30 protein-coding genes and 1 riboswitch are annotated in these 25,781 nt (G+C 70.6%); of the genes, 19 read left to right on the top strand and 11 right to left on the bottom strand.

Going from position 1 to position 25,781, the window contains the following annotated elements; genetic code table 11:
• Nucleotides 1-21: 21 nt before the first annotated feature.
• The gene (locus ACYVF3_RS21975; RefSeq protein WP_461156128.1) at nt 22-891 is read right to left on the bottom strand and encodes a GyrI-like domain-containing protein; all 870 of its coding nucleotides are present in this window, start codon (nt 889-891) and stop codon (nt 22-24) included.
• Nucleotides 892-1,044: 153 nt separating this feature from the next.
• Here ACYVF3_RS21975 and ACYVF3_RS21970 point away from each other — a divergent pair, with 153 nt between their 5' ends.
• The gene (locus ACYVF3_RS21970; RefSeq protein WP_461156127.1) at nt 1,045-1,962 is read left to right on the top strand and encodes an alpha/beta hydrolase; all 918 of its coding nucleotides are present in this window, start codon (nt 1,045-1,047) and stop codon (nt 1,960-1,962) included.
• Nucleotides 1,963-1,974: 12 nt separating this feature from the next.
• On the opposite strand, the gene ACYVF3_RS21965 is transcribed toward ACYVF3_RS21970, so the two are convergent.
• Nucleotides 1,975-2,721: an SDR family oxidoreductase gene (locus tag ACYVF3_RS21965; RefSeq protein ID WP_461156126.1), complete on the bottom strand. Its 747-nt coding sequence runs from the start codon at nt 2,719-2,721 to the stop codon at nt 1,975-1,977.
• Between the two features lie 50 nt (nt 2,722-2,771).
• Here ACYVF3_RS21965 and ACYVF3_RS21960 point away from each other — a divergent pair, with 50 nt between their 5' ends.
• Nucleotides 2,772-3,134 (top strand): hypothetical protein, encoded by a 363-nt coding sequence (locus ACYVF3_RS21960; RefSeq protein WP_461156393.1) that lies wholly within the window; start codon nt 2,772-2,774, stop codon nt 3,132-3,134.
• A 163-nt stretch (nt 3,135-3,297) separates the two neighbouring features.
• Here the strand turns inward: ACYVF3_RS21960 and ACYVF3_RS21955 are convergent, their stop codons facing one another.
• Nucleotides 3,298-3,945, bottom strand: a complete 648-nt coding sequence (locus ACYVF3_RS21955; protein WP_461156125.1) for a TetR/AcrR family transcriptional regulator — start codon at nt 3,943-3,945, stop codon at nt 3,298-3,300.
• A 95-nt stretch (nt 3,946-4,040) separates the two neighbouring features.
• Between ACYVF3_RS21955 and ACYVF3_RS21950 the strand changes: the two genes are divergently transcribed.
• The 3 genes from ACYVF3_RS21950 to ACYVF3_RS21940 all read left to right on the top strand — a co-directional run bounded on the left by ACYVF3_RS21950 (nt 4,041) and on the right by ACYVF3_RS21940 (nt 6,740).
• Entirely contained in the window at nt 4,041-4,889 is an 849-nt protein-coding gene (locus tag ACYVF3_RS21950) for an SDR family oxidoreductase (RefSeq protein ID WP_461156124.1), read from the top strand.
• A complete protein-coding gene (locus ACYVF3_RS21945) occupies nt 4,886-5,992 on the top strand; it encodes an MBL fold metallo-hydrolase (RefSeq protein WP_461156123.1) in 1,107 nt (368 codons plus the stop codon). The genes ACYVF3_RS21950 and ACYVF3_RS21945 overlap by 4 nt, the downstream gene beginning before the upstream one ends.
• 97 nt (nt 5,993-6,089) lie before the next feature.
• Entirely contained in the window at nt 6,090-6,740 is a 651-nt protein-coding gene (locus ACYVF3_RS21940) for a hypothetical protein (protein WP_461156122.1), read from the top strand.
• Here the strand turns inward: ACYVF3_RS21940 and ACYVF3_RS21935 are convergent.
• Nucleotides 6,724-7,038, bottom strand: a complete 315-nt coding sequence (locus tag ACYVF3_RS21935) for a DMT family transporter (RefSeq protein ID WP_461156121.1) — start codon at nt 7,036-7,038, stop codon at nt 6,724-6,726. The genes ACYVF3_RS21940 and ACYVF3_RS21935 overlap by 17 nt on opposite strands.
• Nucleotides 7,039-7,059: 21 nt before the next feature.
• Nucleotides 7,060-7,124: riboswitch (guanidine-III (ykkC-III) riboswitch) on the bottom strand.
• A 152-nt stretch (nt 7,125-7,276) separates the two neighbouring features.
• On the opposite strand from ACYVF3_RS21935, the gene argG reads away from it, so the two are divergent.
• The 3 genes from argG (at nt 7,277) to ACYVF3_RS21920 (ending at nt 10,275) form a co-directional block, all read left to right on the top strand.
• Nucleotides 7,277-8,692 (top strand): argininosuccinate synthase, encoded by a 1,416-nt coding sequence (argG, locus tag ACYVF3_RS21930; RefSeq protein WP_461156120.1) that lies wholly within the window; start codon nt 7,277-7,279, stop codon nt 8,690-8,692.
• 157 nt (nt 8,693-8,849) lie between these two features.
• Nucleotides 8,850-9,422: a G/U mismatch-specific DNA glycosylase gene (mug, locus tag ACYVF3_RS21925; protein ID WP_461156119.1), complete on the top strand. Its 573-nt coding sequence runs from the start codon at nt 8,850-8,852 to the stop codon at nt 9,420-9,422.
• A gap of 250 nt (nt 9,423-9,672) precedes the next feature.
• Complete coding sequence (locus ACYVF3_RS21920) at nt 9,673-10,275, top strand: hypothetical protein (protein WP_461156118.1); 603 nt, start codon at nt 9,673-9,675, stop codon at nt 10,273-10,275.
• Nucleotides 10,276-10,353: 78 nt separating this feature from the next.
• Here ACYVF3_RS21920 and ACYVF3_RS21915 read toward each other — a convergent pair whose 3' ends face one another.
• On the bottom strand, nt 10,354-10,512 hold the full coding sequence (locus tag ACYVF3_RS21915) for a hypothetical protein (RefSeq protein ID WP_461156117.1): 159 nt from the start codon (nt 10,510-10,512) through the stop codon (nt 10,354-10,356).
• On the bottom strand, nt 10,475-11,179 hold the full coding sequence (locus ACYVF3_RS21910) for an ABC transporter ATP-binding protein (protein WP_461156116.1): 705 nt from the start codon (nt 11,177-11,179) through the stop codon (nt 10,475-10,477). Before ACYVF3_RS21910 ends, ACYVF3_RS21915 begins: the two co-directional genes overlap by 38 nt.
• A 198-nt stretch (nt 11,180-11,377) precedes the next feature.
• On the opposite strand from ACYVF3_RS21910, the gene ACYVF3_RS21905 reads away from it, so the two are divergent.
• Entirely contained in the window at nt 11,378-12,388 is a 1,011-nt protein-coding gene (locus tag ACYVF3_RS21905; protein ID WP_461156115.1) for a translation initiation factor eIF-2B alpha/beta/delta subunit family protein, read from the top strand.
• Here ACYVF3_RS21905 and ACYVF3_RS21900 read toward each other — a convergent pair.
• Nucleotides 12,376-12,831 (bottom strand): MarR family winged helix-turn-helix transcriptional regulator, encoded by a 456-nt coding sequence (locus tag ACYVF3_RS21900; protein WP_461156114.1) that lies wholly within the window; start codon nt 12,829-12,831, stop codon nt 12,376-12,378. The two genes, ACYVF3_RS21905 and ACYVF3_RS21900, sit on opposite strands and share 13 nt — an antisense overlap.
• Nucleotides 12,832-12,925: 94 nt before the next feature.
• Between ACYVF3_RS21900 and ACYVF3_RS21895 the strand changes: the two genes are divergently transcribed.
• Nucleotides 12,926-13,846 (top strand): quinone oxidoreductase family protein, encoded by a 921-nt coding sequence (locus ACYVF3_RS21895; RefSeq protein WP_461156113.1) that lies wholly within the window; start codon nt 12,926-12,928, stop codon nt 13,844-13,846.
• A gap of 83 nt (nt 13,847-13,929) precedes the next feature.
• Here the strand turns inward: ACYVF3_RS21895 and ACYVF3_RS21890 are convergent, their stop codons facing one another.
• From ACYVF3_RS21890 to ACYVF3_RS21880, 3 genes are all read right to left on the bottom strand, one after another.
• Nucleotides 13,930-14,649, bottom strand: a complete 720-nt coding sequence (locus ACYVF3_RS21890; RefSeq protein ID WP_461156112.1) for a M24 family metallopeptidase — start codon at nt 14,647-14,649, stop codon at nt 13,930-13,932.
• Nucleotides 14,650-14,695: 46 nt separating this feature from the next.
• Nucleotides 14,696-15,373, bottom strand: coding sequence for a histidine phosphatase family protein (locus ACYVF3_RS21885; RefSeq protein ID WP_461156111.1), 678 nt, complete (start codon nt 15,371-15,373; stop codon nt 14,696-14,698).
• Between the two features lie 112 nt (nt 15,374-15,485).
• Complete coding sequence (locus tag ACYVF3_RS21880; protein ID WP_461156110.1) at nt 15,486-16,316, bottom strand: undecaprenyl-diphosphate phosphatase; 831 nt, start codon at nt 16,314-16,316, stop codon at nt 15,486-15,488.
• Between the two features lie 261 nt (nt 16,317-16,577).
• On the opposite strand from ACYVF3_RS21880, the gene ACYVF3_RS21875 reads away from it, so the two are divergent.
• From ACYVF3_RS21875 to ACYVF3_RS21835, 9 genes are all read left to right on the top strand, one after another.
• Nucleotides 16,578-17,549 (top strand): aldo/keto reductase, encoded by a 972-nt coding sequence (locus ACYVF3_RS21875; protein ID WP_461156109.1) that lies wholly within the window; start codon nt 16,578-16,580, stop codon nt 17,547-17,549.
• A gap of 167 nt (nt 17,550-17,716) precedes the next feature.
• A complete protein-coding gene (locus tag ACYVF3_RS21870) occupies nt 17,717-18,697 on the top strand; it encodes a YncE family protein (RefSeq protein WP_461156108.1) in 981 nt (326 codons plus the stop codon).
• Nucleotides 18,694-18,918, top strand: a complete 225-nt coding sequence (locus ACYVF3_RS21865) for a DUF5703 family protein (RefSeq protein ID WP_461156107.1) — start codon at nt 18,694-18,696, stop codon at nt 18,916-18,918. The genes ACYVF3_RS21870 and ACYVF3_RS21865 overlap by 4 nt, the downstream gene beginning before the upstream one ends.
• A 33-nt stretch (nt 18,919-18,951) precedes the next feature.
• Nucleotides 18,952-20,499, top strand: coding sequence for an N-acyl-D-amino-acid deacylase family protein (locus ACYVF3_RS21860; RefSeq protein WP_461156106.1), 1,548 nt, complete (start codon nt 18,952-18,954; stop codon nt 20,497-20,499).
• A gap of 207 nt (nt 20,500-20,706) precedes the next feature.
• Entirely contained in the window at nt 20,707-20,844 is a 138-nt protein-coding gene (locus tag ACYVF3_RS21855; protein WP_461156105.1) for a hypothetical protein, read from the top strand.
• 363 nt (nt 20,845-21,207) lie between these two features.
• Nucleotides 21,208-21,858 carry a TetR/AcrR family transcriptional regulator gene (locus tag ACYVF3_RS21850; RefSeq protein ID WP_461156104.1) on the top strand — a complete coding sequence of 217 codons (651 nt, stop codon included), beginning with the start codon at nt 21,208-21,210 and terminating at the stop codon, nt 21,856-21,858.
• Entirely contained in the window at nt 21,855-22,793 is a 939-nt protein-coding gene (locus tag ACYVF3_RS21845) for an ATP-binding cassette domain-containing protein (protein ID WP_461156103.1), read from the top strand. The genes ACYVF3_RS21850 and ACYVF3_RS21845 overlap by 4 nt, the downstream gene beginning before the upstream one ends.
• A gap of 10 nt (nt 22,794-22,803) precedes the next feature.
• Nucleotides 22,804-23,637 (top strand): ABC transporter permease, encoded by an 834-nt coding sequence (locus ACYVF3_RS21840; RefSeq protein WP_461156102.1) that lies wholly within the window; start codon nt 22,804-22,806, stop codon nt 23,635-23,637.
• A 16-nt stretch (nt 23,638-23,653) separates the two neighbouring features.
• A complete protein-coding gene (locus ACYVF3_RS21835; RefSeq protein ID WP_461156101.1) occupies nt 23,654-24,844 on the top strand; it encodes a macrolide family glycosyltransferase in 1,191 nt (396 codons plus the stop codon).
• Between the two features lie 138 nt (nt 24,845-24,982).
• On the opposite strand, the gene ACYVF3_RS21830 is transcribed toward ACYVF3_RS21835, so the two are convergent.
• Entirely contained in the window at nt 24,983-25,726 is a 744-nt protein-coding gene (locus ACYVF3_RS21830) for a TetR family transcriptional regulator (protein ID WP_461156100.1), read from the bottom strand.
• Nucleotides 25,727-25,781 lie beyond the last annotated feature (55 nt).

Below are 25,781 nucleotides of genomic sequence, written 5' to 3'. Positions count from 1 at the left end.
GACGAGCAAGTTCGTGCGCTGTCATTCGGCTTCGACGGGCAGCCACAGCTCGCAGGTGGCGGTGCTGAAGTCCTCGGCACGGTCGAGGACCGCGACGATCGACGGGCCGGGTCGCAGCCGCCAGGGCTGGGACGGGAACCACTCGGTGGCCGTGGCCGCCCAGGTGTCCTGCAGGACCTGCGGGTGCGGGCCGGAGGTGTGGAACACCGCCCACCGGCCCGCCGGCACCTCGATCACCTCGAGATCGTCCGGGGACGCGCTGCGCTCCGACACGGCGACACCGTGCAGGTAGGTCAGCTCGGTGCCTTCCCTGCCGTCGGGGTCGAGGTCGTCGCAGACCTGCAGCAGGCCGCTCGGCTCGGTGTTGCCGAGGGCTTTGAGCCGCGCGTGCTCCTGCTGCGGCAACGAGGTGACGTGCCGCTGGATGTGCGGGTTGATGCCTTCGTGAATGAGCGGGACCCGGGCGGCGTGGCCGATGAGCCGGATCGCGGGCTGGTCGACGATGCGGGTGTCCATGGGGGTGTTCCCTTCGACGGTCAGGCGGAACCTGAGCTGCGGCTGTGACCGAAGGGGGCCTCCGTCGCGGCGCACATCGCTGGGCCGCGCGCCGTGGACAGCGCGAAACGCCCGCCCGAACGCCTCCGTGGAGCCGTATCCGTGGCGGACGGCGATGTCGAGCAGATCCCCCTCGCCCCGCACGAGATCGGCGGCGGCCGCGGTCATCCGGCGACGCCGCACGTACTCCGACAGCGGCATGCCCGACAACGACGAGAACATCCGGCGCAGGTGGTACTCGGTGGTGCCGAGCGTCCTGGCGGCCTCGCCAACGTCGAACTCCTCCCCGAGGTGTTCCTCGACGAGATCCACGAGCCGGTTGAGATCCGAGATCATGGGCCCTCCTTCCGGCATCCACCCTGGCCGACAGGATCCCGGCGATGCCCGACCGTTGCCGTCCGATCCGATCATCCGAGCAACCGCGCCCTGCGGGCTCCCCTCCCGGGCGGTGCGGTGAAACGGGCCCGAGCGGCGGCGGGCCCTGCGACGATGTCGGAGCTGACCCGGGGCTTCCGGGGAGACCGACAGGAGACGACCATCCGCACCGCAACGCTCACCCTCGACGACGTGGCACTCGACTACCGCGATCAGGGCGACGGTCCGCCGCTGCTGCTGCTCCCGGGTGGTACCGGCCAGGCGGCGATGCTCGACGGGCTCGCCGCGCACCTGGCCGAGCACCACCGGGTGGTGGCGCTCTCCAGCCGCGTGGCCTCGGCCGCTCCGGGAACCATCGGCACCGACCAGCGGCCGGAGGACCACGCGCGGGACGCGCTGCGGGCGATCGAGACGCTCTTCGACGAGCCGCCGGTCGTGTTCGGCTTCAGCGCCGGGGCCATCACCACCCTCGAACTGCTGGCCCGCCATCCCGAGCGCGTTGGCCTCGGGGTCGTGCACGAGCCACCGGTCCTCGGGCTGCTGCCGGATCCGGGGACCCATCGGGACGCGCTCGAAGCAGTGCGGTCCGCCGCACGCGACGGGGATCCCGACGAAGCGGCACGGCTGATGACCGACACCATGACCGCAACGGAAACCGTTGTGGCGCAACCGGCTCTGCGGCATCCCGGCGAATGGCTGGAAGGCTACGGCGAGACCGATCCCGAACCGCCCACCCCGCAGCTGCTGGAGGTGCTGGCCCAGGCCGCCGATCTCCAGCAGCTGTTCCTGGAGCACGTCCTGGTCCCGTTCACCACCACCGAGGTCGACGTGCCGGCGCTGGCCGCCGCGGGCTCCCGCCTGGTGTGCGCCGCGGGCATCGACTCGCGGGGACAGCTCGCCCACCGCGCCGCCTCAGGGCTCGCGATCGCCCTGGGGCACGTCCTCGTGGAGTTCCCCGGAGGTCACCTCGGACCCGTCGAGCGCCCCACCCAGGTCGCCCACGCGCTGCGGGCACTTCTCGCGCAACGCTGAACCGGGGGGGTGTCAGCTCTGCGCGGTGGGACGGACGATGATCTCGCCGACATCGACCCCGGGAGGTTGCTCGATGGCGTAGGCCACGGCGCGGGCGATCGCCGACGGCGGCTGCGCGATCGAGCGCACGCGCGAGGCGGTCTGCTCGTCGGTGGCCCCTGAGCGCACGCCCTCGGTGTCGGTCATGCCCGGTGACACGACCGTCACGCGCAGATCCGGGCCCGCTTCCTGCCGCAACGCCTCCGAGAGCACCCGCACCGCCGTCTTCGTGGCGGCGTAGACGCCCTGGGTGGGCACGATCCGGTGCGCCGAGGTCGAGGACATGTGGATGAAGTGCCCCGACCCCTGCGCGCGGAACACCGGTAGTGCGGCGCCGATCCCGTTGAGGACTCCGGTGAGGTTGGTCGCGACCATGTCGTCCCAGTCGTCCTGGCGTAGCTCGTCGAACCCGGAGATCGTCATGCTGCCCGCGTTGGAGACCAGGACGTCGAGCCGGCCGTGGCGCTGCTGGGCCGCGGCGACCAGGCGCGCGAGGTCCTCGCGGCGCCGCACGTCGACCTCGACGGCCAACGCCACCCCGCCCGCGGATTCGATGCGCGCGACCACCTCGGCGAGCCGATCCCGGCTACGCGCCCCGAGCAGGACGGTCGCGCCGCGCTGCGCGAGGTGTTCGGCGATGGCCGCACCGATGCCGCTGCCGGCACCCGTGATGGCCACGACCTTGCCTTCCACGCCGTCGGCGGGGTTGTGCTCGCTCATCGGTCCTCCTCAAAGCCCCTGGCGGTCGCTCGTGCGCGCTCGCCGGATGAGTGTCCGCCTGCGATCTCCAGGAGGCGAGGCCGGTCACAGGCCGCGAGATTCCCGAGGACGTCCGGCGCATCGCGGTGGACGCGGCCACCGATCTCGGCCAGGCCGATCGGCTCGACGAGAAGACCCTGGCCATCACCGATGCCTACGACGACACCGAGGCCGGGCTGTGGACCGAGCGGCCCACCTCCGACAGGCAGGACATCGACGAGTGGTTCGCCCAGCTGCTCGGCCCGCGGGACGCGATCGTGCTCGTGGTGGCGTTCCAGCCGGTGCGCATCATGATCGACGAGTTGCGCCGCCGGCTGCGCCGCAGCCTGGGGCTTCGCGCGAGCCGCTCCTCCCGCAGCTCCCGCACCAGCTGAATCCGTCGCTTTCGTTGTGGGGGTGGGGAAGTTTTCATGAAAACTTCCCCACCCCCCACGACAGTGCCGTCTGGTCTTGACGTCATGTCGGCACTGAGGGGCAGCACGGCGGACGGCGTCGGCGGCCTCGCGGGCCTGAGCCGGCGGCGGGCGCCCGGCGGTGTCAGCTTTCGAGGTGGTTGCGCACGGCGGTGAACAGCGTCGAGCAGGTGTCGACGAGTTCGGCGGGGGTTTCCCGCTGCCCGCGGTGCAGCCAGTCGACGAGCAGGTGGTTGACCGCGCCGACCAGTCCGATGGCCGCGAGCCGCTGCGGATCGGTGGGGCCGGTGCGCTCGGCCAGCCGGGACCACACGGCGGTGGTGAGTTCGGCGAAGTCCCGCAGGACCGCGTGCCTGCGCTGTTCCAGTTCCGCCGAGGCTCCCACCACTTCCAGCAGCACCACGCGGGCGCGGCGGGAGTCGGCGGTGAGGTAGTCGATGAAGGCCCTGAGCGCGCTGCGCACGATCTCCTCGTCCGGGCGGCCTTCGGCGTCGTCGATCGCGGCGGTGGTGGACGTCCGCAGCTGCTCGGCGAGTTCGGTGTAGAGGGCGATCAGGCAGGCGTGGCGGTCGCGGAAGGATTCGTAGAAGTAGCGCTCGGTGAGACCCGCTTCGCGGCAGATCTGCTTGACCGAGGTCGACGGGTAGCCCTGGTCGGCGAACAGCTCCAGCGCGGCGGCCAGCAGCGCGGTGCGCCGCTGGCGCGTGCGCTCGGCGGCGTCCTGCCCCGAGTAGCGGCGCCCTTGCTGGCGCGTCGCGGTCCGGTCGGTCATCGCACTTCCCCTGGCTCGGCTGCTGTGGCAGTCTATCCGAATATCTGACACACGCCCGTGTCAGATGGTGGTGGTGCCACGATCGGAGGACGAGTATGTCGTTGCCGGTGAGCGGCCGCGTGATCGCGGTGACCGGAGGTGCCCGCGGGATCGGACGCGCGATCGCCGCACGCCTGGCCTCGGCCGGGGCGCGCGTGGCCATCGGCGACCTCGACGGCGCCGCCGCGCGGGCCACCGCGAGCGAGTTGTCGCCCCGCGTGGGGGGTTTCGCCTGCGACGTGACCGACACCGATTCCTTCGCCGCGTTCCTGCGGGCCGTGGAGAACACCTGGGGTCCGGTGGAGGTTCTGGTCAACAACGCGGGCGTGATGTGGGTCGGTGCCTTCGACGAGGAACCGGAGGCCGCGACCGAACGCCAGCTCGCGGTCAACCTCCACGGCGTGATCCGCGGGGTGAAGCTGGCGGCGCCTGCGATGCGCGCCCGCGGCAGCGGCCACATCGTCACGGTGGCCTCCGCAGCCGCCAAGCTCTCCCCCGCCGGCGAGTCGACCTACGCGGCCACCAAGCACGGCGTCTACGGCTACCTCGCCGGGGTGCGCGCGGAGCTGCGCTCCAGCGGTGTGGAGCTGTCGGTGGTGATGCCGGGCGTGGTCGACACCGAGCTGGCCGCGGGAACGGCCACCGGCGCGGCCAAGCTGCTCACCCCCGACGACGTGGCCGAGGCCGTGGCGGCGGTCATCGGCCGCCCGCGCTTCGAGGTGAGCCTGCCGCGCCACGTGGGTCCCCTGGTGCGCTTGAGCAACCTCTTCCCGCAGCGCGTCCGCGACCACCTGCTCCGCCTGATGGTGCCCGACCAGGTCGCGGCCGCAGGCGACAAGACGGCCCGCGCGGGCTACGAGACCCGCACGTTGGCCGACCCCGACGACCGAGGGAGCACAGCATGAGCATGTCCCTGCCGGCCCAGGCCGCCCGCCCGATCCCGGAGTTCGAGGGGGTGCACGACATCTGGCCGCGCGGCAAGCGGCTGGAGGCGGTGCGCGAGGCCGCCCGCGCCTACCGCGAGCGCTTCCTGGCGCAAGGACAGGTCGCGGCGATCAAGAGCGTCGACATCGCCGCCGCCCCGTATCCGGCGCGGTTCGCCTTCCAGGGCTACGCGGTTCAGCTCAACCCGGTCATCTCGATCATCAACCGCATGTTCATCATCCAGTTCGAGGGCTTCGACGGTGAGCTCAAGACGCTGGTGTGGGAGCCGACGGTCTCGGCGGGCTCGGCCGAAGCACCGTTCTACGCGAAACTGCAGGCGCTGGGCCAGAAGCTGCGGGCCGAGCGCCTGTTCGCCCGGTACTACAACGACCCCGACACCGTGCTGCCGCGCCTGGGCCTGAGCAACAGCGACGTCGATTACCTCAGCTTCGACCACCTGCACGTCCAGGACGTGCGCATGATCCTGGGCAGCGACAAGCCGATCCCCGGCGAAACCGCGCCCCGCGAACCGCTGTTCCCGCACGCGAAGCTGCTGGTGCACCGCAAGGAGCTGGGCACGTTCGAGTCGACCCACCCCATGCAGTGGGCGTGGTACGTCGAGGGCGGCATGGACGGCATTCCCGAGCAGCGCCTGGAGGTCATCGACGGCGACGTCGAGCTGGGCGTGGGCGTGAGCCTGCTGTGGACGCCCGGGCACACCGACGGCAACCACTCGCTGGTGGTCAACACGCCCGACGGGGTGTGGGTGTCGTCGGAGAACGGCATGGCCGCCGACAGCTGGCAGCCGGAGCTGTCGAAGATCCCGGGCGTCAAGCAGCACGCGAAGTTCTACGGCCGCGAGGTCGTGCTCAACGCCAACACCCTCGAGGACTCCCTGGACCAGTACGACTCCATGGTCAAGGAGAAGACCCTGGCCTCCCGGTCGCCGAGCGCACCGCAGTGGCTGCAGATCATCCCCTCCTCGGAGTGCGCGGCGTGGAAGCGCCAGTGGCCGGTGATGCCCACGCACACCCACGGCGGCCTGAACTACGGCACCATCACCCCACCCCGCCGCGAGCGCTGAAACACCCGGGGAGCCTCCGCCTGCTCTCACCCGTCGAGGGCCACGAGCAGGCGGAGTTCGGCTTCGCCGCAGCGCGATTCCCGCTACAGTCCGGAGCATGTCTCGACCAGTGGTGACCGCCGAGGACCTCGCCGACTCGGTGCGACTGTCTGTGCAGGTGCTGGGCGAGGTTCCCGGGCACGCCTGGCGCGACCGGGCGGGAACGCTGGAGTGGGATCGGTGGGAAACCGTGGAACACCTCAGCGACGACCTGTTCTCCTACGCCGTCCAGCTCGGTCCCGCCCGGCCGTCGGAGCGGGACCTGGTGCCGTTCGTGTGGCATCCGCGCCGGGAGGGCGGACCGTGGAACGCGGTGCACGCCGATCCGGATGCCGGGCCCGCCGGGCTGCTGCAGACCCTGGAGGCGACCGCGGCGCTGCTGGTGGCGATGGTGCGCACCTGCTCGCCCGAGGTGCGCAGCTACCACGCTTACGGCGTGTCGGATCCCGAAGGTTTCGCGGCGATGGGCATCGTGGAAACGCTGGTGCACACCCACGACGTCGTCGACGGGCTCGGGCTGAGCCGGCACCCCTCGTCGCAGGTGTGCGCGAAGGTGCTCGACCGGCTCTTCCCCGACGCACCCGCAGGCGACCCGTGGACGGTCCTGCTGTTCTCGACCGGCCGCGCGGAGCTTCCCGGCCGCGCCCGCCTGACGAGCTGGCGGTGGGACGGCACGGTGCGCGAGCCGGGGGTCAGTGGGCGAGCTTGAGGCCCACGACGCAGGTGATCAGGCCCAGCAGCAGGGCGAGCTTGAGCGGGGAGATCGTTTCGTCGCCGGTGGCCATCGAGTAGCCGACGGTGAGCACCGCGCCCACGGCCACCCACACCGCGTAGGAGGTGCCGGTGGGCAGCGTCCGCATGGCCAGGGCCAGTCCCCCCATGCTGATCGCGAGGGCGACGACGAACACCAGCGAGGGCGCCAGGCGGCTGAAACCTTCGGATTTGCCCAGGGCCACGGCCCAGACAGCTTCGAACATGCCGGAGATGATCAGGACGATCCATGCCATGATGTCGCGCGCTCCCACGCGCCTGCACCGTCTTTGCATGGCCAGGTACGGTGCGCCTCGTCCGGATCCCGCTTCACCGGTGATTCTGCCCGACGGGCGCGCTCGGCGTGCGCCCGGGAGCTGGTGAATCCGGCCACCGGCTCGTGGTGGGCCCGCCGGCCTGCGCCCCGAGGTGAGGTGGCACACCTCGGGGCGACCCGGGTGGATAACCATACAGTCCATCGCATAAACTTTCCGCATGTCCAAGGTTCTGACGTCTCTGCCGGTCGGCCACCGGGTCGGCATCGCCTTCTCCGGAGGTCTCGACACCTCCGTCGCCGTGGCCTGGATGCGCGACAAGGGCGCCGTGCCGTGCTCCTACACCGCCGACATCGGGCAATACGACGAGTCCGACATCGCCTCGATCCCGGGCCGGGCCAAGGACTACGGCGCCGAGATCGCGCGCATGGTCGACTGCCGCGAAGCGCTCGTCGAGGAGGGGCTCACCGCGCTGTCGTGCGGCGCGTTCCACATCCGCTCGGGCGGCCGCACCTACTTCAACACCACTCCCCTGGGCCGCGCGGTGACCGCGACGCTGCTGGTGCGCGCCATGCTCGCCGACGACGTGCAGATCTGGGGCGACGGGTCGACGTTCAAGGGCAACGACATCGAGCGGTTCTACCGCTACGGGCTGATGGCCAACCCGCGGCTGCGCATCTACAAGCCGTGGCTGGACGAGGACTTCGTGCAGCAGCTGGGCGGCCGGCAGGAGATGTCGGAGTGGCTGGTCGAGCACGGCCTGCCCTACCGCGACTCCGCGGAGAAGGCCTACTCCACCGACGCCAACATCTGGGGCGCCACCCACGAGGCCAAGTCGCTGGAGCACCTGGACACCGGCATCGAGATCGTCGACCCGATCATGGGCGTGCGGTTCTGGGACGAGTCGGTGGCCATCGCGCCCGAGGACGTCACGATCTCCTTCGTGCAGGGCCGGCCGGTGGCCATCAACGGCGAGGAGTTCTCCTCGCCGGTCGACCTGGTGCACCAGGCCAACGCGATCGGCGGCCGCCACGGGCTGGGCATGAGCGACCAGATCGAGAACCGCATCATCGAGGCCAAGAGCCGCGGCATCTACGAGGCCCCGGGCATGGCGCTGCTGTTCACCGCCTACGAGCGGCTGGTCAACGCCATCCACAACGAGGACACCGTCGCCAGCTACCACAACGAGGGCCGCAAGCTGGGCCGCTTGATGTACGAGGGCCGCTGGTTCGACCCGCAGGCGCTGATGCTGCGCGAGTCGCTGCAGCGCTGGGTCGGCTCGGCGATCACCGGTGAGGTGACGCTGCGGCTGCGCCGGGGCGAGGACTACTCGATCCTCGACACCCGGGGCCCGGCGTTCTCCTACCACCCGGACAAGCTGTCGATGGAGCGCACCGAGGACGCCGCGTTCGGCCCGACCGACCGGATCGGCCAGCTCACGATGCGCAACCTCGACATCGCCGACTCGCGCGCCAAGCTGGAGGGCTACGCGCAGCTGGGCATGGTCGGCAAGGCCCAGACCGAGCTGGTGGGCTCGTTGCAGGCCGGTGGCGCGGAGGCGATCGCCTCGGTGGGCGCCGAGGAATCGGAGTCGCAGGCGCTGGATCGCGCGGCGATGGAGTCGGGCACCGACTGAGACCCTCGTGGCCGCTCGTGCGAAGACCGCTTCGCGCGAGCGGCCATGATCGCATTCCGTCGCGGGAACTCAGCGCTGGGGGCGCTGGGTTCGGGGCGCCCGGGCGTTGTCGTTAGGGTCCCGGGGATGAACCGGGGTCGGGTTGCGGAGGTGCGAGTTGTCGGGTGACCGGCCGAGTGCGCAAGAGCTGGAGGCCGCCAGCGGTGCCACGATCGACGACGTGCTGGCACCGGACCTCGCCGTGCTGTTCTGCGGGATCAACCCGGGATTGTGGTCCGGTGCCACCGGATTCCACTTCGCCCGCCCCGGCAACCGCTTCTGGCCGGTGCTGCACGCCAGCGGTTTCACGCCGCGCGAGCTCGCCCCGCCGGAGCAGTCGGAACTGCTGGGACTGGGACTGGGCATCACCAACCTGGTCTCGCGCGCCAGCGCGAAAGCCGCTGAGCTCTCCGAGCAGGAACTGGCCGCCGGCGCGGATGCGCTGACCGCCAAGGTGCAGCAGTACCGGCCACGTTGGGTGGCCGTCGTGGGCATCACCGCCTACCGCAAGGCCTTCGGCGCCAAGCGCGCCACCTTCGGTGCGCAGGACCGGACGATCGGTGACACCGGGGTGTGGGTCCTGCCCAATCCCAGCGGCCTCAACGCGCATTGGAGCGCCGCGACGCTCGCAGCCGAGTTCGGCCAGCTCAGACAAGCGGTCATGGCCGGAGAGGAATGCCCCTGCGGGTGAGTGATCGGACTGGTCGTGATCGCTCGCGGGTGGCTTAGGGAACACGGGGGTGTGCTTTACCGGTCCGTGACCGGTAGGGTCTGCTCCGCCGGAACGGAAGTCCCCGATCCGGTGACATTGGCCGTTTGCTGACGCAGAGTCGATACGGATGACTATTCAAGACGATCTTGCTCGACCGTGGTTCCAGCCCGTGGTCCCTTCGGAAGCGCAACAGCAGCAACCGGATACGGGATCGCCGACGACACGCATGATGGGCCAGCTGCCCGTCGACGAGGCCAGCTCCCCCGGCCCGTCCGAAACCGGCCCCATGCCCGCCCCGGCGCCCGCACCGCAGCGGACCGAGTTCCACACCCCCGCCCCGCAGCCCCCGACGCGCGAGACCCCGCAGAACTCCCGACCGCAGCGCCCGAGCACCACGATGTCGCAAGGCACGACCTTCGCCGAGGCGCTCAACCCCGGTTCCGCACCCCAGTGGGCCCCCGCCCCGGACCCCGCCGGCCACGAGGGCATCGCCGGGGACACGGCGTTCCAGGCCTTCTACAGCGACGAACCGGTCTCCTCACCTTCGATGCCCTCGATGCCTCCGGGCCCGCCGATGGCGCCGCCACCGGTGCCCGAGCACGTCGAGGTCACCCAGCCCTACATCCCCGCGATCCGCGACGAGCAGCCGGAATTCGCCAAGCGGCTGGACACCGAGTCGGCCGCATCCCCGACGGCGCTGACCGGACCGCAGCCCGCGGTGGCCGAACGCCCGGCCGCCCCGGTGCGCAAGCGCGGCATCATGCGCAGAGCGGTGCGCCGCATCATCGGCCCCGACCTGCTGCGCAAGGACCCGCCGAGGAAGCGGCGCTAGAACCCCACTTCCTCACCCGCGGTGGTCCTGGCACGGGCGCAGACCTGCATCCTGCGCCCGTGCCAGGACCACCGTTTTTCATGCCCGCACACCGGCGCGAGTGGCCGCGCGCGCGTGCCAGCGGCCGTGATCGCGCGTGATGTGCACCGGGTGCCCGAAGCACTCGCTGACGTGATCGCTGGTGATCACCTCGCCGACCTCACCCGCGGCCAGGCAACGACCCTCGCGCAGCAGCATCGCGTGAGTGGTGCCGGAGGGAAGCTCCTCCAGATGATGGGTCACCAGCACCGTGGCCCAGCCCCGGATGCTCGACGCGCAGCTGATCGAGGCTGGTCAGCAGTTGTTCCCGCGCGGCCAGGTCCAGCCCGGTGGCTGGTTCGTCGAGCAGCAGCAACCGCGGGTCGGGCATCAAGGCGCGGGCGATGAGCACGCGACCGCGTTCGCCCTGCGACAAGGTGTTCCAGACCGCCTCAGCCCGCTCGGCGATGCCCAGCACACCGATCAACCGCTCGGCGCGGGCGCTTTCGGCGTCGCTGGGAACCCAGCGCGGCACCAGCTCGGTGGTGTTGGTGGCCCCGGTGAGCACGACCTGACGGGCCGTGAGCGCGCTGTGCAGCAGGTGACGAGGGTTGACGTGGCCCACGAAGCTGCGCAGCGCCCGCATGTCCACCGCCCCCAAGCGATGCCCCAGGACCTCCACGCTGCCGCGCGTGGGGTGCTGGTGGGCGCCCAGCAGGCTCAGCAGCGTGGACTTGCCGGCACCGTTGGCGCCCAGCAGCGCCCAGTGCTGGCCGGGGTGGACCTGCAGGCCGATCTCGCGCAGCAGGTGCCGGCCGTCGCGGACGACGTCGACGTCGTGGGCGCGCAGCACGGGGCCGCGCTCGCCGGGGCGGGGGTGGTTCACAAGGGGTTCCTTCGGGCGCCGTGGTGCGGGGCGGTGAGGTGGCGCGGGGTGTCGCGGATCCTCGGGTGATCAAGCCGGCCTGCGGGCGGCGATCAACGCGGTGTCGTGAGCCTAGCAAACGGATCGGTGGTGGCCGGGCGGGAGCGCGGGCGCACTAGGCTGAGCACCACCGAACCGCCACCCGCACCCGAGGATTCGATGTCGCGCTCCGCTGTGCCCACCCCGACGCTGGCCGACAGCGTCCGGCTCGACGACGACGGCGTGCACGTCCTGGACCGGCGGGTGTTCCCCTTCGAGCACCGCTGGGTCCACGCGCGCACGGTCGAGGAGGTCGCCCGGACCATCGAGGACATGGTCACCCAGTCCTCCGGCCCGTACTTCGCGGTCCTGTGGGGCCTGGTGCTGGCCGCCCGCGACGCCGGCGACCAGCCGCCGGACACCGCGCGCGCCCGCATCGGCGAGGCGGCCCAGCGGCTGATCGCCACCCGCCCCACCAACGACCAGCCGCGCAAAGCAGCCGCATTCGTGCTCGAGGCGATCGCGCAGCGCGACGACGTGGCCGCGGCCGCGTTGCAGGGCGCCCGCGACGGCGACGCCGACTACCGGCGCCGCTGCCGGGAGATGGGCCGGGCAGGTGCGGCGCAGCTGGAGCACGGCGCCCGCATCCTCACCCACTGCTGGGGCGATCTCTACCTGCTGGGACTGGTGGAAGCCCTGCTGGAGCAGGACAAGCAGCCGGAGTTCTTCTGCACCGAAACCCGCCCGTACCTGCAGGGCGCGCGGCTGACCGCCGAATCGCTGGCCGAGATGGACGTGCCCACCACGCTGGTCACCGACGGCATGCCCGCCTCGCTGATGCGCGAAGGCCGGGTGGACGCGTTGGTCACCGCCAGCGACCGGATCACCACCGACGGCTCGGTGGTCAACAAGGTGGGCACCCTGCAGCTGGCGACCGCTGCGCAGGCCTTCGGGGTCCCCTTCCACGCGCTGTGCCACGCCCCCGACCCCCACACCACCTCCGGCTCGCAGGTGCCCATCGAGTACCGCGACGGCCAGGACGTCCTGCACACCCTGGGACGCCGCAGCGCCAGCAACAAGGTGACCGGCCTGTACCCCGCCTTCGACGTCACCGACCCGCACCTGGTCACCAAGGTGATCACCGACCGCGGCGCGTTCGCCCCGGCGGAGCTGCACCGCTACTGGTCCTGATCGCCCCGGTGCACCCGCGCCAGCAACATCAGCAGCAACTCGCGCTCGGTGACGCTCAGCGGAGCCAGCAGCCGCTGGTTGGCCTCGTCGGCCAGCGCTGAGCAGCGGCGCAGGCACTCCAGGCCGGCGGGCGTGACCGACACGGCGTTCTTGCGGCGGTCGCGCGGGTCGGGCCTGCGCTGCACGAGCCCCTTGTCCTGCAGTTCGTTGATCAGCCCCACGACGTCCTTGGCGTCGATGTCCAACCGGCGCACCACTTCGGCTTGGGCCAGCGGACCGTGCTCGGCGACCGCGGCCAGCACGGCGTGCTGGCTCAGCCGCAGGCCCTCACCGGCCAGCGCACCGGCCACCAGCTCGCGTCCGCGCGCGGCGACGCGGCCGGTCAGCCAGCTGGGCAGGGACTGGATGTGCTGGAGCGCCCGGAGGTCCTCGGAATCGGCCACACGCACAGCCTAACCGAAAATCGTTGGACACCCCAACGAGTCTGCTCCTACTCTCGGAACCGTTGGTGACCCCATCGAATTCGAGGAGGCAGCGATGCGACGCATCATCCACACCCTCAACGGCGGACCCGAAGTCCTCCACGTCGACAACGCCCCCACCCCCACACCGGGACCCGGGCAGCTGCTGGTGCGCTGCGAAGCCATCGGCGTCACCCTGCCCACCGTCCGCCGCGTGCGCGAAGGCCCCGAGCCCATACCCCTCGGAGGGGAGATCGCCGGGATCGTCGAAGCCCTCGGCCCCGGCGTGCGCGACTTCCAGCTCGGCGAGCGAGTCACCGGCCTGTGCTTCGAGCACGCCTACGCCGACTGCGCGCTGCTGGAGGAGACCATGACCTCCCGGGTGCCCGGCGGCGCCGACCCGATCACCGCCGTGGCGCTGGTGCGCAGCGGCCTGGTGGCGCGCCGGGCGTGCACGGCGGGCTCGCTCGGCCACGGTGAATCAGTCCTGATCACCGCCGCGGCCGGCGCCATCGGAACCATGGCCGTCCAACTGGCCCGCGCCCACGGAGCCCGCGTGATCGCCGCCGCCGGCACGACGGTCGACAAGCGGCCCCACCTGCGGGCCCTCGGAGCTGATGCGGTCGTGTCCTACGACGAAGACACCTGGGGTGACCCGGTCGATGTCGTGCTGGACTCCGTCGGAGGCACCCTGCTGGCCAAAGCCACCCGCGCCCTGGCTCACCGCGGCCGGCTGGTGACCTTCGGCTCCGAGACCGGCCCCATCCACTCCCACGAGCTGATCAGCCGATCCGCCTCGGCCACCGGGTTCCGCATGGGCTCCCCGGCCGCCCCGGCACTGATGGCCTGCTGGCGCGACGAGCTGTGGGACTGGCACCGGGACGGCCGCCTGCGCACCTGGGTCCACGAACTGGTCCCCCTGGAACAAGCGGCACGAGCCCACGAGATCGTCGAAGCCCGCGCCAACCTCGGCAAGGTGGTCCTCGTGCCCGGCTAGCCCGCCGGTGGCACGTCGCGCGGATCGAGCGATCGTGGCCCCAGGTCGCTCGATCCGCGCGACACCGTCAGCCTTCACGAGTGTCAGGTGAGAACACGAGCCCCGTTCTCGGTGATCGCGACGGTGTGCCCGCTGTGGGCCGCACGCGCCTCATCTCCGGTGCGCACCATCGACGACTCGGTGTCGAGGTGGTCGTGGCCGCCGGCGGTGAAGATCGGTTCGACGCTGAACACCAGACCGGGCCGCAACGGCATCCCGCGCGCCGGATGCCCGTCGTTGGGCACCAGCGGATCCTGCCTCGGCTGCCTGCCCACACCGCACCCGCCCACCGGCGGAACACCGAAACCCGCACTGCGACCCACCAGCCCGATCGCCCGGCACACCTCACCCAGCCGGGCACCCGGGCGCGCTGAAGCCACACCATCGGCCAGCGCCTGCCGAGTCGCCTCGATCAACCGCCGATCGCTCTCGCAGCCGGCACCGGCCGTCCAGCTTGAGGCAGCCCGGGCGAACCACCCACCCACCTCCAGCACGCATACGACGCTGAGCAGATCACCGGCCGCCAGAACCCGCCCGTCCGGGACGCCCCCGACGATCTCGTCGTTGACCGACGTCGAGATCACCGCACCACCGACCGGCCGCGCACCCGAACCAGCCGCCACCCCACGAGCGACCTCATCGAGCTCACCCAGCCTCACACCAGCCGCCACGTGCTCGCCGACCCCGGCCAGCACCGCCGACACAACCGACCCGGTCACGGCCAGCGCCTCGACCTCACCTCGGCTGCGCAGCTCGATCACCATGCCGCGATCATGCACCTCACCGCCGACACGCACGCCCCGGCCGCGACTACTCCTGCTTGCCGGTGCTCCCGCCCACCACAGCATCCGAGGACTGCGACTCCGCCGGCGGCAACAACCCCGACACGTCCCCACCCGTGTCGTTGACCTTCAGCACGAACGGCCGCGTCTCGGTGTAGCGCACCACGCTCACCGAACACGGATCCACCACGATCCGCTGGAACGAATCCAAGTGCAGCCCCAGCGCATCCGCCAGCACCGACTTGATCACATCACCATGACTGCACAACAACCACACGTCCCGCTCACCGAGCGTCCGGTCGTGCTCGCGCACCGCGGCCACCGCCCGCGCCTGCACCTGCGCCAAACCCTCGCCACCCGGGAACACCGCCGCAGACGGGTGCTGCTGCACCACCCTCCACAGCTCCTGGTCGGTCAGCTCGCTGATCTTGCGGCCCGTCCAGTCCCCGTAATCGACCTCCGCCAGCCGCTCCTCGACCACCGGCTCGATCTCCCGCTGCCCCACCAGGCCCGACACCGTCTCCTGACAGCGCTGCAGCGGAGACACCACGACCCGGCTCAACGGCACGCCCTCCAGGCGCGCAGCAAGACCCGCGGCCTGGCCGCGTCCCGTCTCATCGAGACCCACACCGGGCGTGCGCCCGGCCAGAACACCAGAACCGTTGGCCGCCGAACGAGCGTGCCGAAGCAGAATGAGAGTCGCCACGTCCGCCGAGGGTAGGCGTCACCACCGGACCCACCGCCCGCAGGCCGCCCGAAAAGACATCGGGGCGGCCCGGCGGGCCGCCCCGATGTCACCGTCGTCCGACGTCAGCGCCTCACGGCTGCATCGCACCGAAACCCAGCAGCGCGAACAACGCCGCGCCCAGAGCGATCCGGTACCAGACGAACAGGTACACGCTGTGCTTCTCCACGAACCGCAGCAACCACGCGATCACCGCGTAGCCGATGACCCCGGCCACCACGGTCGCCACGATCATCTGCGCGCCCGACGGCTGCAGCCCGTACGGACTCGGCTCGAACACGTGCGAGACCTCCGACAACCCCGCGGCGAACACCGCCGGGATCGCCAGCAAGAACGAGAACCGCACCGCCGTGGCCCGCGTCAGACCCAGCGACAGACCCGCCGTGATCGTCCCGCCGGAACGCGACACACCCGGGATCAGCGCCAACGCCTGCGCGAAACCCATCAGCACACCATCGCTGAGCCGCAACTGGGCCTGCTCGCGCAACTGCTTGCCGTACCGCTCGGCCAGACCCATCAGCACACCGAAGATCACCAGCGTCGCCGCCGTGATCCACAGGCTGCGCAACGTCGACCGGATGTAGTCCTGGAAGAAGAAGCCCAGGATCCCGATCGGCAAGCTGCCCACGATCACGTACCAGGCCAGCTTGTAGTCCTGGGTGGCGCGCACCTCGGCGTTGAACAACCCGCGGAACCACACCGCGACCAGCCGGACGATGTCTCCGATGAAGTAGATGACCACCGCCAGCTCGGTACCGATCTGCGTCACCGCGGTGAACGACGCACCCGCGTCCTCGCCGAAGAACAACTTCGACACGATCGACAGATGCCCTGACGAGGAAATCGGCAGGAACTCGGTGAGCCCCTGGACCACGGCCAACACCATGGCCTGCAACCACGACACGAAACCCACTCCACATGCTCGACAAGGGAAACCGGGCCGCACCCGGAACTTCCGGCCCGGTCCCCAGATCTTCCAGCATCCCCAGGAGCTCGAACCCCCCACCCTTGATCACCCCGTCGGGGCAGGTCAGCCAGGAACCGATCACCCAACGCAGCCGAGCACGCGACACACCACCACACGTGTGATACACACCACGTCACATCGGACCCGCCGAGCCGACCTCACCACCCACAATCCCCGCAGCGCATACCCTGCAACACCGTGGAACAGCGACAACTCGGCCGCAGCGGCCTCCGCGTCTCCCGACTCGCACTCGGCACCATGACCTGGGGCCTCGACGTCGACGCCGACGAAGCAGCCGACCAGCTGACCACCTTCCACGCCGCAGGCGGCACCCTCATCGACACCGCCGACGTCTACCAGGACGGACACGCCGAAGAACTCCTCGGCACCCTGCTCACCCACCACATCCCCCGCGACGACATCATCCTCGCCACCAAAGCCGCCGCCCGCCGCAAACCCGGCCCCTTCGGCGGCGGCGCCTCCCGCGGCTCACTCCTGAGCGCCCTCGACGACTCCCTCCGCCGCCTGGGCACCGACCACATCGACCTCTGGCAAGTCCAAGCCTGGGACCCCGCAGTCCCCCTCGACGAAACCCTCGCCGCACTCGACACCGCCGTCACCACCGGCCGCGTCCGCTACACCGGCATCGCCAACTACACCGGCTGGCAAACCGCCACCGCCGCCGCCCACCAGCAACACCACCCCCTCCGCACACCACTCATCTCCACCCAAGTCGAGTACTCCCTGCTCGAACGCGGCACCGAACGCGAAGTCGTCCCCGCCGCCGCCCACCACGGACTCGGCATCCTCGCCTGGGCCCCACTCGGCCGCGGCGTCCTCACCGGCAAATACCGCAACACCACCCCACCCGACTCCCGCGGCGCCACCACCCACCTCTCCGGCTACGTCGAACACCACCGCACCGAACGCGCCGCCCGCATCGTCCAAGCCCTGCTCACCGCAGCCGAAGGCCTCAACACCTCACCCGCACAAGTCGCCCTCGCCTGGATCCGCGACCGCCCCGGCGTCACCGCCCCCGTCCTCGGCGCCCGCACCACCACCCAACTCAAAACAGCCCTCACCGCCGAAGACCTCACCCTCCCCCCGGCCATCCGCGCCGCGCTCGACGACATCAGCGCACCCCGACTCGGCTACCCCGAGAACCACTAGCCGACCACCAAGCCCACTTCCCGCGACCCCTCCGACGTGCCAAGCTGATGGGTCACCCCCAGGGGCGGCCTGCACCCCCGTCCCCCGATCAGGGATGCTGGAGGAAGCAGCAACCACCCAGCGGAACCACAAACACCGCAGGGAAGCACCACCACAGGAGGGCCTCGTTGCGTCGTCTGGTCATCACCTGCCTCACCCTCACCCTGCTCGCCGGGTGCGGCATGGACGACAACACCGACCCCCTCCAAGTCACCGACACCCTCACCGAAGCGCGACCCGCGACCGCACCACCCGCGACCACCCCGCCCGCAGGCACCGCGCACCCCGCACCACCCACCCAGCACACGGCCTACGACCGCGACACCCGCACCCTCGTGCTCGCCACCGGCCCCCAGCTGCAGCTCATCGACACCACCAACGGCAACCGCCGCACCGTCGACCTCCCCGCAGCACCCACCAACCTCCACGCGCGCAACGGCCAACTCCTCGCAGCCCTGCCCGACGCCGGCCAGATCACCCGCGTCGACCTGCGCACCGCCACCGCACACCCCACCCCCGTGCCCGGCGGACCCGTCGACGCCCTCGACCTCGACGCCCAGCGCACCGCCGTCATCCAGCGCGACACCGCCACCGTCACCATCCTCACCAACGGCCAACCCGGCGTCACCACCGAGAAGTTCCAAGGCCCCGCGCAACTGCTCGACCACGCCGGCCAGCTCTACGTCCTCGACCGCCTCACCACCGCGATCACCCCCATCAACCCCACCAACGGCGAAAAAGGCGCAGGCCTGCGCGCAGGACAAGGCGCCACCCACGCCCTCCAAGACCGCTACGGCCGCATCCTCACCATCGACACCCGCGGCCAAGCGCTCCTCGCCTTCAGCACCGACCCCCTCATCCTCAAGCAGCGCTACCCCGTCCCCGGTGCCCCGTACGCACTCGCCTACGACCCCACCACCGACACCGCCTGGGTCACCCTCACCGCCACCAACGAACTCGTCGGATACGACATCGCAGGCGGCGAACCCCGCGAAATCCGCCGCATCCCCACCGTCAGCCAACCCGACTCCCTCGCGATCGACCCCGACAACCGGACCCTCTACATCGCCTCCGCCAACGGCGCCGGATACCAGGTGGTGACAATGTGAGCGCACACACCGACGAAGTCGAGACCGATCCCGACTGGGAATACCGGCCGCTGCGCCTCCCACCCGGCATCACCCGGATCAGCGCCGCGACCCAACTCAGCATCCACGCCGAGTACTCCGGCTGGGAACTCTCCCGCGTGCTCCTCTACGCCGACGGCACCCGCAAGATCTGGCTCCGCCGCAAGCGCAACACACCCGGCGTCCCCAACATCATCACCTGACCGCGCCACGACGCCCCTCAGGAAGGCGCAGGGATGACCGAGCTGCTCACCGGAGCCCTCCTCGCCGACGGCACCGGACACCCGCTGCGACCCGCCGACGTCCTCATCGAACGCGACCGCATCACCGCCGTCGCACCACCCGGAACGCTGCCCGCGCACCACCCGCGCCGCGACCTCACCGGCCTCGTCCTGGCACCCGGGTTCATCGACGTCCACTCCCACGCCGACAACGCGCCGCTGCTCACCGAGCACGACACAACCAAGATCCTCCAAGGCGTCACCACCGAGGTCGTCGGCAACTGCGGCTTCAGCCTCGCACCGCGCAGCACCACCCACGCCGAGGTCCACGACGGGTTCCTGCAACGCCTCTTCCCACCCCTCGACGTCACCTGGAACCGCTTCGCCGAGCTCCTCGCCGCCACCGACGCCGCAGGCCACGTCACCAACCACTGCCCACTCATCGGCCACGGCACCCTCCGCGTCGCCGCCACCGGCATGAGCGACGCCGCCCCGGACGCCGACGCGCTGCACCGCATGCGCGAGATGCTCGACGAAGCCATGAGCGCAGGCGCTTTCGGCCTCTCCACCGGCCTCATCTACCCACCCGCCCTGTTCGCGGGCACCGACGAGCTCACCGCGCTCGCCCGCACCCTCGGCGGCCACGGCCTCTACGCCACGCACATGCGCGACGAAGGCGACCACCTACTCGACGCCATCGACGAGGCCCTGCGCATCGGCCAGGTCGCCGGCCGCACCCACCTGTCCCACCTCAAGGCGACCGCACCGCGCAACTGGGGCAAGATGCCCTCCGCCCTCGACCGGATCCACCAGGCGCGCGAACACGGCCACGACGTCGCCCAGGACGTCTACCCCTACACCGCCTCCTCCACGACCCTCACCTCCGTGCTGCCCAGCGACTACCTCGGCGGCAGCGGTGAGCACACCCTCGCCAAGCTCACCGCGCCCACCGCGCACGCGGAGCTGACCGCCGCGATCGGCCGCACAACGCACTTCGACCGCATCCTCATCGCCACCACGAGCAGCCATCGCGAGGAAGGACGCACCCTCGCCGAGATCGCCGAGGCCCGCAGTTGCGACCCGGTCCGAGCACTGATCGACCTCCTGGTGACCGAGGAGCTGCGGGTGGCGATGATCCACTTCTCTATGCACGAGGACGACCTCGAACTCGCCCTGCGCGACCCGCACACCATGATCGGCTCCGACGGTCTCCCACCCGGCAACGGCGGACGACCCCACCCGCGCATGACCGGCACTTTCCCCCGAGTGCTCGGCCGGTACGTCCGCGAGCGCGAAGTCCTCCCGCTCCCCGACGCCGTCCGGCGCATGACCGCGCTGCCCGCCGAGACCTTCCGCATTCCCGACCGCGGGCTGGTCGCACCGGGCCGCATCGCCGACCTCGTCGCCTTCGACCCCGCCACCGTCACCGACGTCGGCGACTACCAGGACCCGATGCGCCCGCCAGCAGGGATTCCCTGGGTGTGCCTCGGAGGCCGGACCGTCGTGGAAGCAGGCCGATTCCTCGGCGAACGAGCCGGCACCCGCCTCAGTCCGAAAGCCTGATCTCCCTTGTGGCGGTCTTTGTCCGACGTGCTGGCCGGTGCGTGCGGAGCATTCTTTTCACCAATCACTGAAGTTACAGAAGTTAATATCCAGGACTGAGCTGCTCTTCCGAGGGATTCCGGAAACCCAGTGGCGCGTCCCACATGCGATCTGTCCAGCAGGGACGGACGATCGGCCGGTGAAATCCGTTGCCGAGAGGAGCCCGGCATGACGCTCTCAGATCATCGAGTCGCCCAGCAGGACTCCTTTGACCCGGACATCGACCTGGACCTGCCGGTCCAGTCGCGCCGGGAGTCAGTCGAGACCGAAGACGACGAAAGCCACGTCATCCGCGGCTACGACTGACGACGAGCGGGCGCGCCGTCCAGGCCACAGCACGACCTCCCAGGACCAGGCGGCGCGCCACTGCTCTCCCCCTCGTTGCGTAGTTGCTGGTCGTTCCGCGATCGGTTCAATTTCGGTCTGCACTGAAGCAGTAGAGGTACTTGAGACTCTGAGAGCCTGTCGAGCGCGCGCTCCAGCTCCACCCCCTGGACCGTCCACGATCCCTACGTGGAAGCATTCGCCCCGGCCTCCAGCGCCTCCGGCACGTGGGCCGAACGTCTGTCGGACCAAAACCGCCCACGACCCAGTCCCGACGGCCGGAAGGTGAGATGAGTGAGCACCCACTCATTGACATGAGTGAGCACTCACTCCTATCGTGGTGCGGTGACCGCAGAACAACCGCGTCGACGCGCCTCGGCGATGAGTCCCGACCAGCGGCGCGAGGCGATCGTGGCGGCCGTCCTGCCGCTCGTGCGCGAGCACGGCGCGCACGTCACCACCAAGCAGATCGCCCAAGCCGCCGGGATCGCTGAAGGAACCGTGTTCCGCGCCTTCAGCGACAAGACCGAGCTCCTCCAGGCCTGCGTCACCGCAGCCCTGCGCCCGGACGAGCTGTGCGCGACCGTTCGAGCGGTCCCCCGCGACACCGACGTCGCCGAACGGCTGACCGAAGCCGCCCAGCTGTTCCTCGACCACTTCACCCGCTTCGGAGAACTCGTCCACACCCTCGCCGCCTCCGGCTTCGACCTGCGGGGCGGCCCCGACCGCAAGCCGGCCGGACTGCCCGAGGTGCGCGAGCAGTTCATCCGCGACCTCAACGAGGCGGTGGTCTCCCTGGTCGATCCGCAGGAGCTGCGGATCCCGCCGGAGGACCTCGCCGACTACCTGCAGTCGCTCGTGCTCGGCATCCGCTTCACCGCCACCGCGCAGAGCACGGCGGACACCGATCACACGGCCGCGATCCGCGCGCGCGTCGACGTGCTGCTGCACGGCGCCCTCGCCGAGACCGCCCACACCACTGGGGAGTCCTCATGACCGATCCGATCATCGAAGCCCACCACATCACCCAGAAGTTCGGGGACGTCACCGCCCTCGACGACGTCAGCATCTCCGTCGGCCAGGGCAGCGTCCTCGGTCTGCTCGGCCACAACGGAGCGGGCAAGACCACGCTGATCAACGTCCTGAGCACGCTGCTACCGCCGACCAGCGGCACCGCCCGCATCGCGGGCCTCGACGTCGTCACCCACCGGCGCGAGGTCACCGCCCGCATCGGGCTCACCGGGCAGTTCGCCTCCGTCGACGAGCAGCTCTCCGGCTACGACAACCTCGTCCTCATCGCCCGGCTGCTCGGCGCGAGCCGCCGCGAGGCCAAGCAGCGCGCCGACGAGCTGCTGACCACCTTCGACCTCGCCGAAGCCGGGCGCCGCCCGGCCCGGACCTACTCCGGCGGCATGCGCCGGAGGCTCGACATCGCCGCGAGCCTCGTCGGCCGTCCTGACGTGATCTTCCTGGACGAGCCCACCACCGGGCTCGACCCCGTCAGCAGGCTCAACCTCTGGCAGATCGTGGAAGACCTCGTCGCCGAGGGCACCACCGTCCTGCTGACCACCCAGTACCTCGACGAAGCCGACCGGCTCGCCGACTCCATCACCGTGCTCTCGGCGGGCAAGGTCGTGGCCACCGGCACGGCCGACCAGCTCAAGGCCCAGGTCGGGCAGCGCACCGTCAACGCCACCCTCACCGACGGATCGCGCACCACCGAGGCGCTGCGCTCCCTACGGGCCGCCGGGTTCGACCCGGTGCACGAGGACGCGCGGGTGACCATCCCCATCAGCGCCTCCCGCCAGCTCGCCGACGTGGTGCGCGCGCTCGACGACACCGGCATCGACATCGGCGACCTGGGACTCGGCGAACCGACCCTGGACGACGTCTACCTGGCCCTCGCCCACCACACGCCCACCGCCGCCTGAGGGGACCTCCATGACCACCACCTTGACCGCTCCACCGAGCGCCCCCGCGCCCACCGCACGCCGGTGGCGCGGCGCCTCCTACCCCACCCAGATCCTCGTGCTGACCGGCCGATCGCTGCGCGCCGTCGTCAAGGACCCGCGCGTGGTCATCTTCAGCCTGCTGCAACCGCTGATCATGCTGGTGCTGTTCAGCCAGGTCTTCGGCAAGGCGATGATGGGCAACGTCGCCGACCAGGGCGGCAGCTACATCAACTACCTCATGCCGGCCATCCTGGTGACCACCGGCATCGGCGCGGCCATGCAGTCCGGGGTGGGCCTGGTCACCGACATGAAGAACGGCGTCATCGCCCGTTTCCGCGCCCTGCCCATCGGCATGAGCGCGGTGCTCATCGCGCGCAGCCTCTCGGACCTGGCCCGCACCGCGGTGCAGCTGATCGTGCTGCTGTCGGTCGCGTCGCTGGTCTTCGGCTTCGCCCCTGCCGGCGGGTTCGGCGGGACGCTCGGCGCGTTCTGCCTCGCGCTGTTCGTCAGCTGGTCGCTGTCGTGGATCTTCCTGGCGCTGGGCTCCTGGCTGCGCAAGGAGGAGGTCATGCAGAGCATCGGCTTTCTGGCCATGTTCCCGCTGATGTTCGCCTCCAGCGCGTTCGTGCCCGTGCAGTCGCTGCCGACCTGGCTCAGCGTCGTGGCCAAGATCAACCCGCTGACCTACGCCGTGGACGCTTCCCGCAACCTCTCGCTCGCGCTGCCCACCGGCGCCGGCGTGATCTCCGCGCTGGCCACCAGCGCACTGCTGTGCGCGGTCGGCATCACCGTCGCGGTCCGCGGCTTCCGCCGCCCGCTCTGACCCTTCTCGAGGAGCTATGAAGAAGCACTTCTTGTTCACCAGCGTGCCCGCCTTCGGGCACGTGAACCCCACGCTGGCACTGGTCAGCGAGCTGCTCGACCGGGGCCACCGGGTCACCTACGCGGTCGGTGCCGACGCGCTGGAGGCCGTGCGCGCCACCGGCGCCGAGGTGCTGGAGCTGCCGACGAAGATGCCCGACATCGCCGGACAGGGGAACGTCTTCACCCCCGAGCGCATGCGGACGATGATGGAGTTCTTCATCGACGACGTCCGCCAGTGCATGCCGGTGCTGCTGGAGCGCTTCGCCGACGCACCGCCGGACGCGGTGTGCAGCGACGTCATGACCAGCTACGGCCGGATGCTGGCCGACAAGCTCGGCATCCCGGCGATCTCGCTGGTCCCCAACCTCGCCAGCAACGAGAACTTCGACCTGCGCTCCTCCGTGATGGCCGAGCACGCCCCGACGATCGGCCCGGCGCAAGCCGACGCCATGACCAAGATCCACGAGGCGATGACCGAGATCGGCCGGGAGTTCGGCGTCGAAGCCGCTCCCCTGATCGGTGCTGCTCCGACCGGGCTGAACCTGGTGTTCCTGCCCGAGGAGTTCCAGCTGGCGCGCGAGACGTTCGACGAGCGCTTCCGGTTCATCGGCCCGCTCGTGGGCGACCGCGCGGACGAGGACTACTCCCCCGCCGACCCGCAGCGCCCGCTGGTCTACATCGCGCTGGGCACCGCGTTCAACGAGCGCCCGGACTTCTACCGCCTGTGCTTCGAAGCCTTCTCCGAGGGACCGTGGCAGGTCGCGCTGTCGATCGGGTCGCGCGTGGATCCGGCCGAGTTGGGCGAGATCCCGGCCAACTTCGACGTGCGCCCCTCGTTCCCGCAGCCCGCGGTGCTGCGGCACGCCGAGGCGTTCGTCTCGCACACCGGGATGAACTCGACCATGGAGTCGCTGCACAGCGGAGTTCCGCTGATCGCGGTGCCGCAGATGCCCGAGCAGTCGGCGAACGCCGCCCGAGCGGAAGAGCTCGGTCTCGGCGTCAAGCTCGATCCGGAGACCGTCACCGCCGCGGAGCTGCGCGCGGCCGTCGACCGGATGTCCTCCGATCCCGACGTGCGCACCAACCTCGACCGGATGCGCGAGGTTGTGCGCTCGACCGGAGGTGCCTCCGCCGGGGCCGACGCGATGGAAGCCTTCGTGGCGTGACCCGCGCTCGCTGACTCCTCTTCCCCGCGTGGGTGGTTCTTTCCTCCCGCGCGGGGTTGCTTTCATTCGGCACTGAAGCCACGAATGTAATCGATGTGCGATGCGCGGTGATCACTTCCGGCACTGAGTGCCGAGTGATCACCGTTCGACGTCGCGCAGAGCCTCCTGGACCCGCTCCAGAACCGCACCCGCCGAGGCGGAAGTGCGCACGGCGGCCACCACGACCGATCCCCGATCCGCGTCGGTCGCTCCGCCGGGCCACTGCCCCGACAGCGCCTCGCGCACCTGCTCGGTGGCGTGCCGCAGCGTCGCCCCGGCATCGAGCTCTCCCCCGCTGCGCAGCCACTGGCGCAGCACGTGGTTGTGCGCCGCGACCACCGCCGAGGCCGCGACCGCCGCGTGCAGCTCGGCGTCGGGCTGGCCGGCGAAGCGGGCGCGCAGGTACCGCGCGAAGACCCGCTGGTACCGGTCGATGCTCGCGATCTCCTTGTCCCGCAAGGCCGGGACCTGCCTGGTCAGCTCCGAGCGCTTGAGCGAGACCTCGGGCTCTTCCAAGTACATCCCCAGCACGAACTCCGCGGCCTCCCCCAGGACCCGCAGCGCGTCGGCGTCCGGAGCCGCGGATTCCAGCAGCTCCACGACGTCGGTCAGCCGCTCGTCGTGCCCGGGGAACACGACGTCCTCCTTGGACCGGAAGTAGCGGAAGAAGGTTCGCCTCCCGACTCCGGCGGCCTCGGCGATCTGATCCACGGTGGTCGCCTCGAAGCCCTGCTCGGCGAACCTCTCCAGCGCCGCGACCGCGATCGCGCTGCGCACCTTCCGGCGGCCGTGCGGAGTGCGTCCGGAACGGGGCTTGGGAGTCGCAACGACTGCCTCGGACATGGCAGCGAATGTAGCACCGCGGAATTGCTAGTGGCACTCAGTGCCGTTACGATGA

Source organism: Saccharopolyspora tripterygii (assembly GCF_054778355.1).
This window is presented reverse-complemented; position numbering and strand designations above follow the sequence as displayed.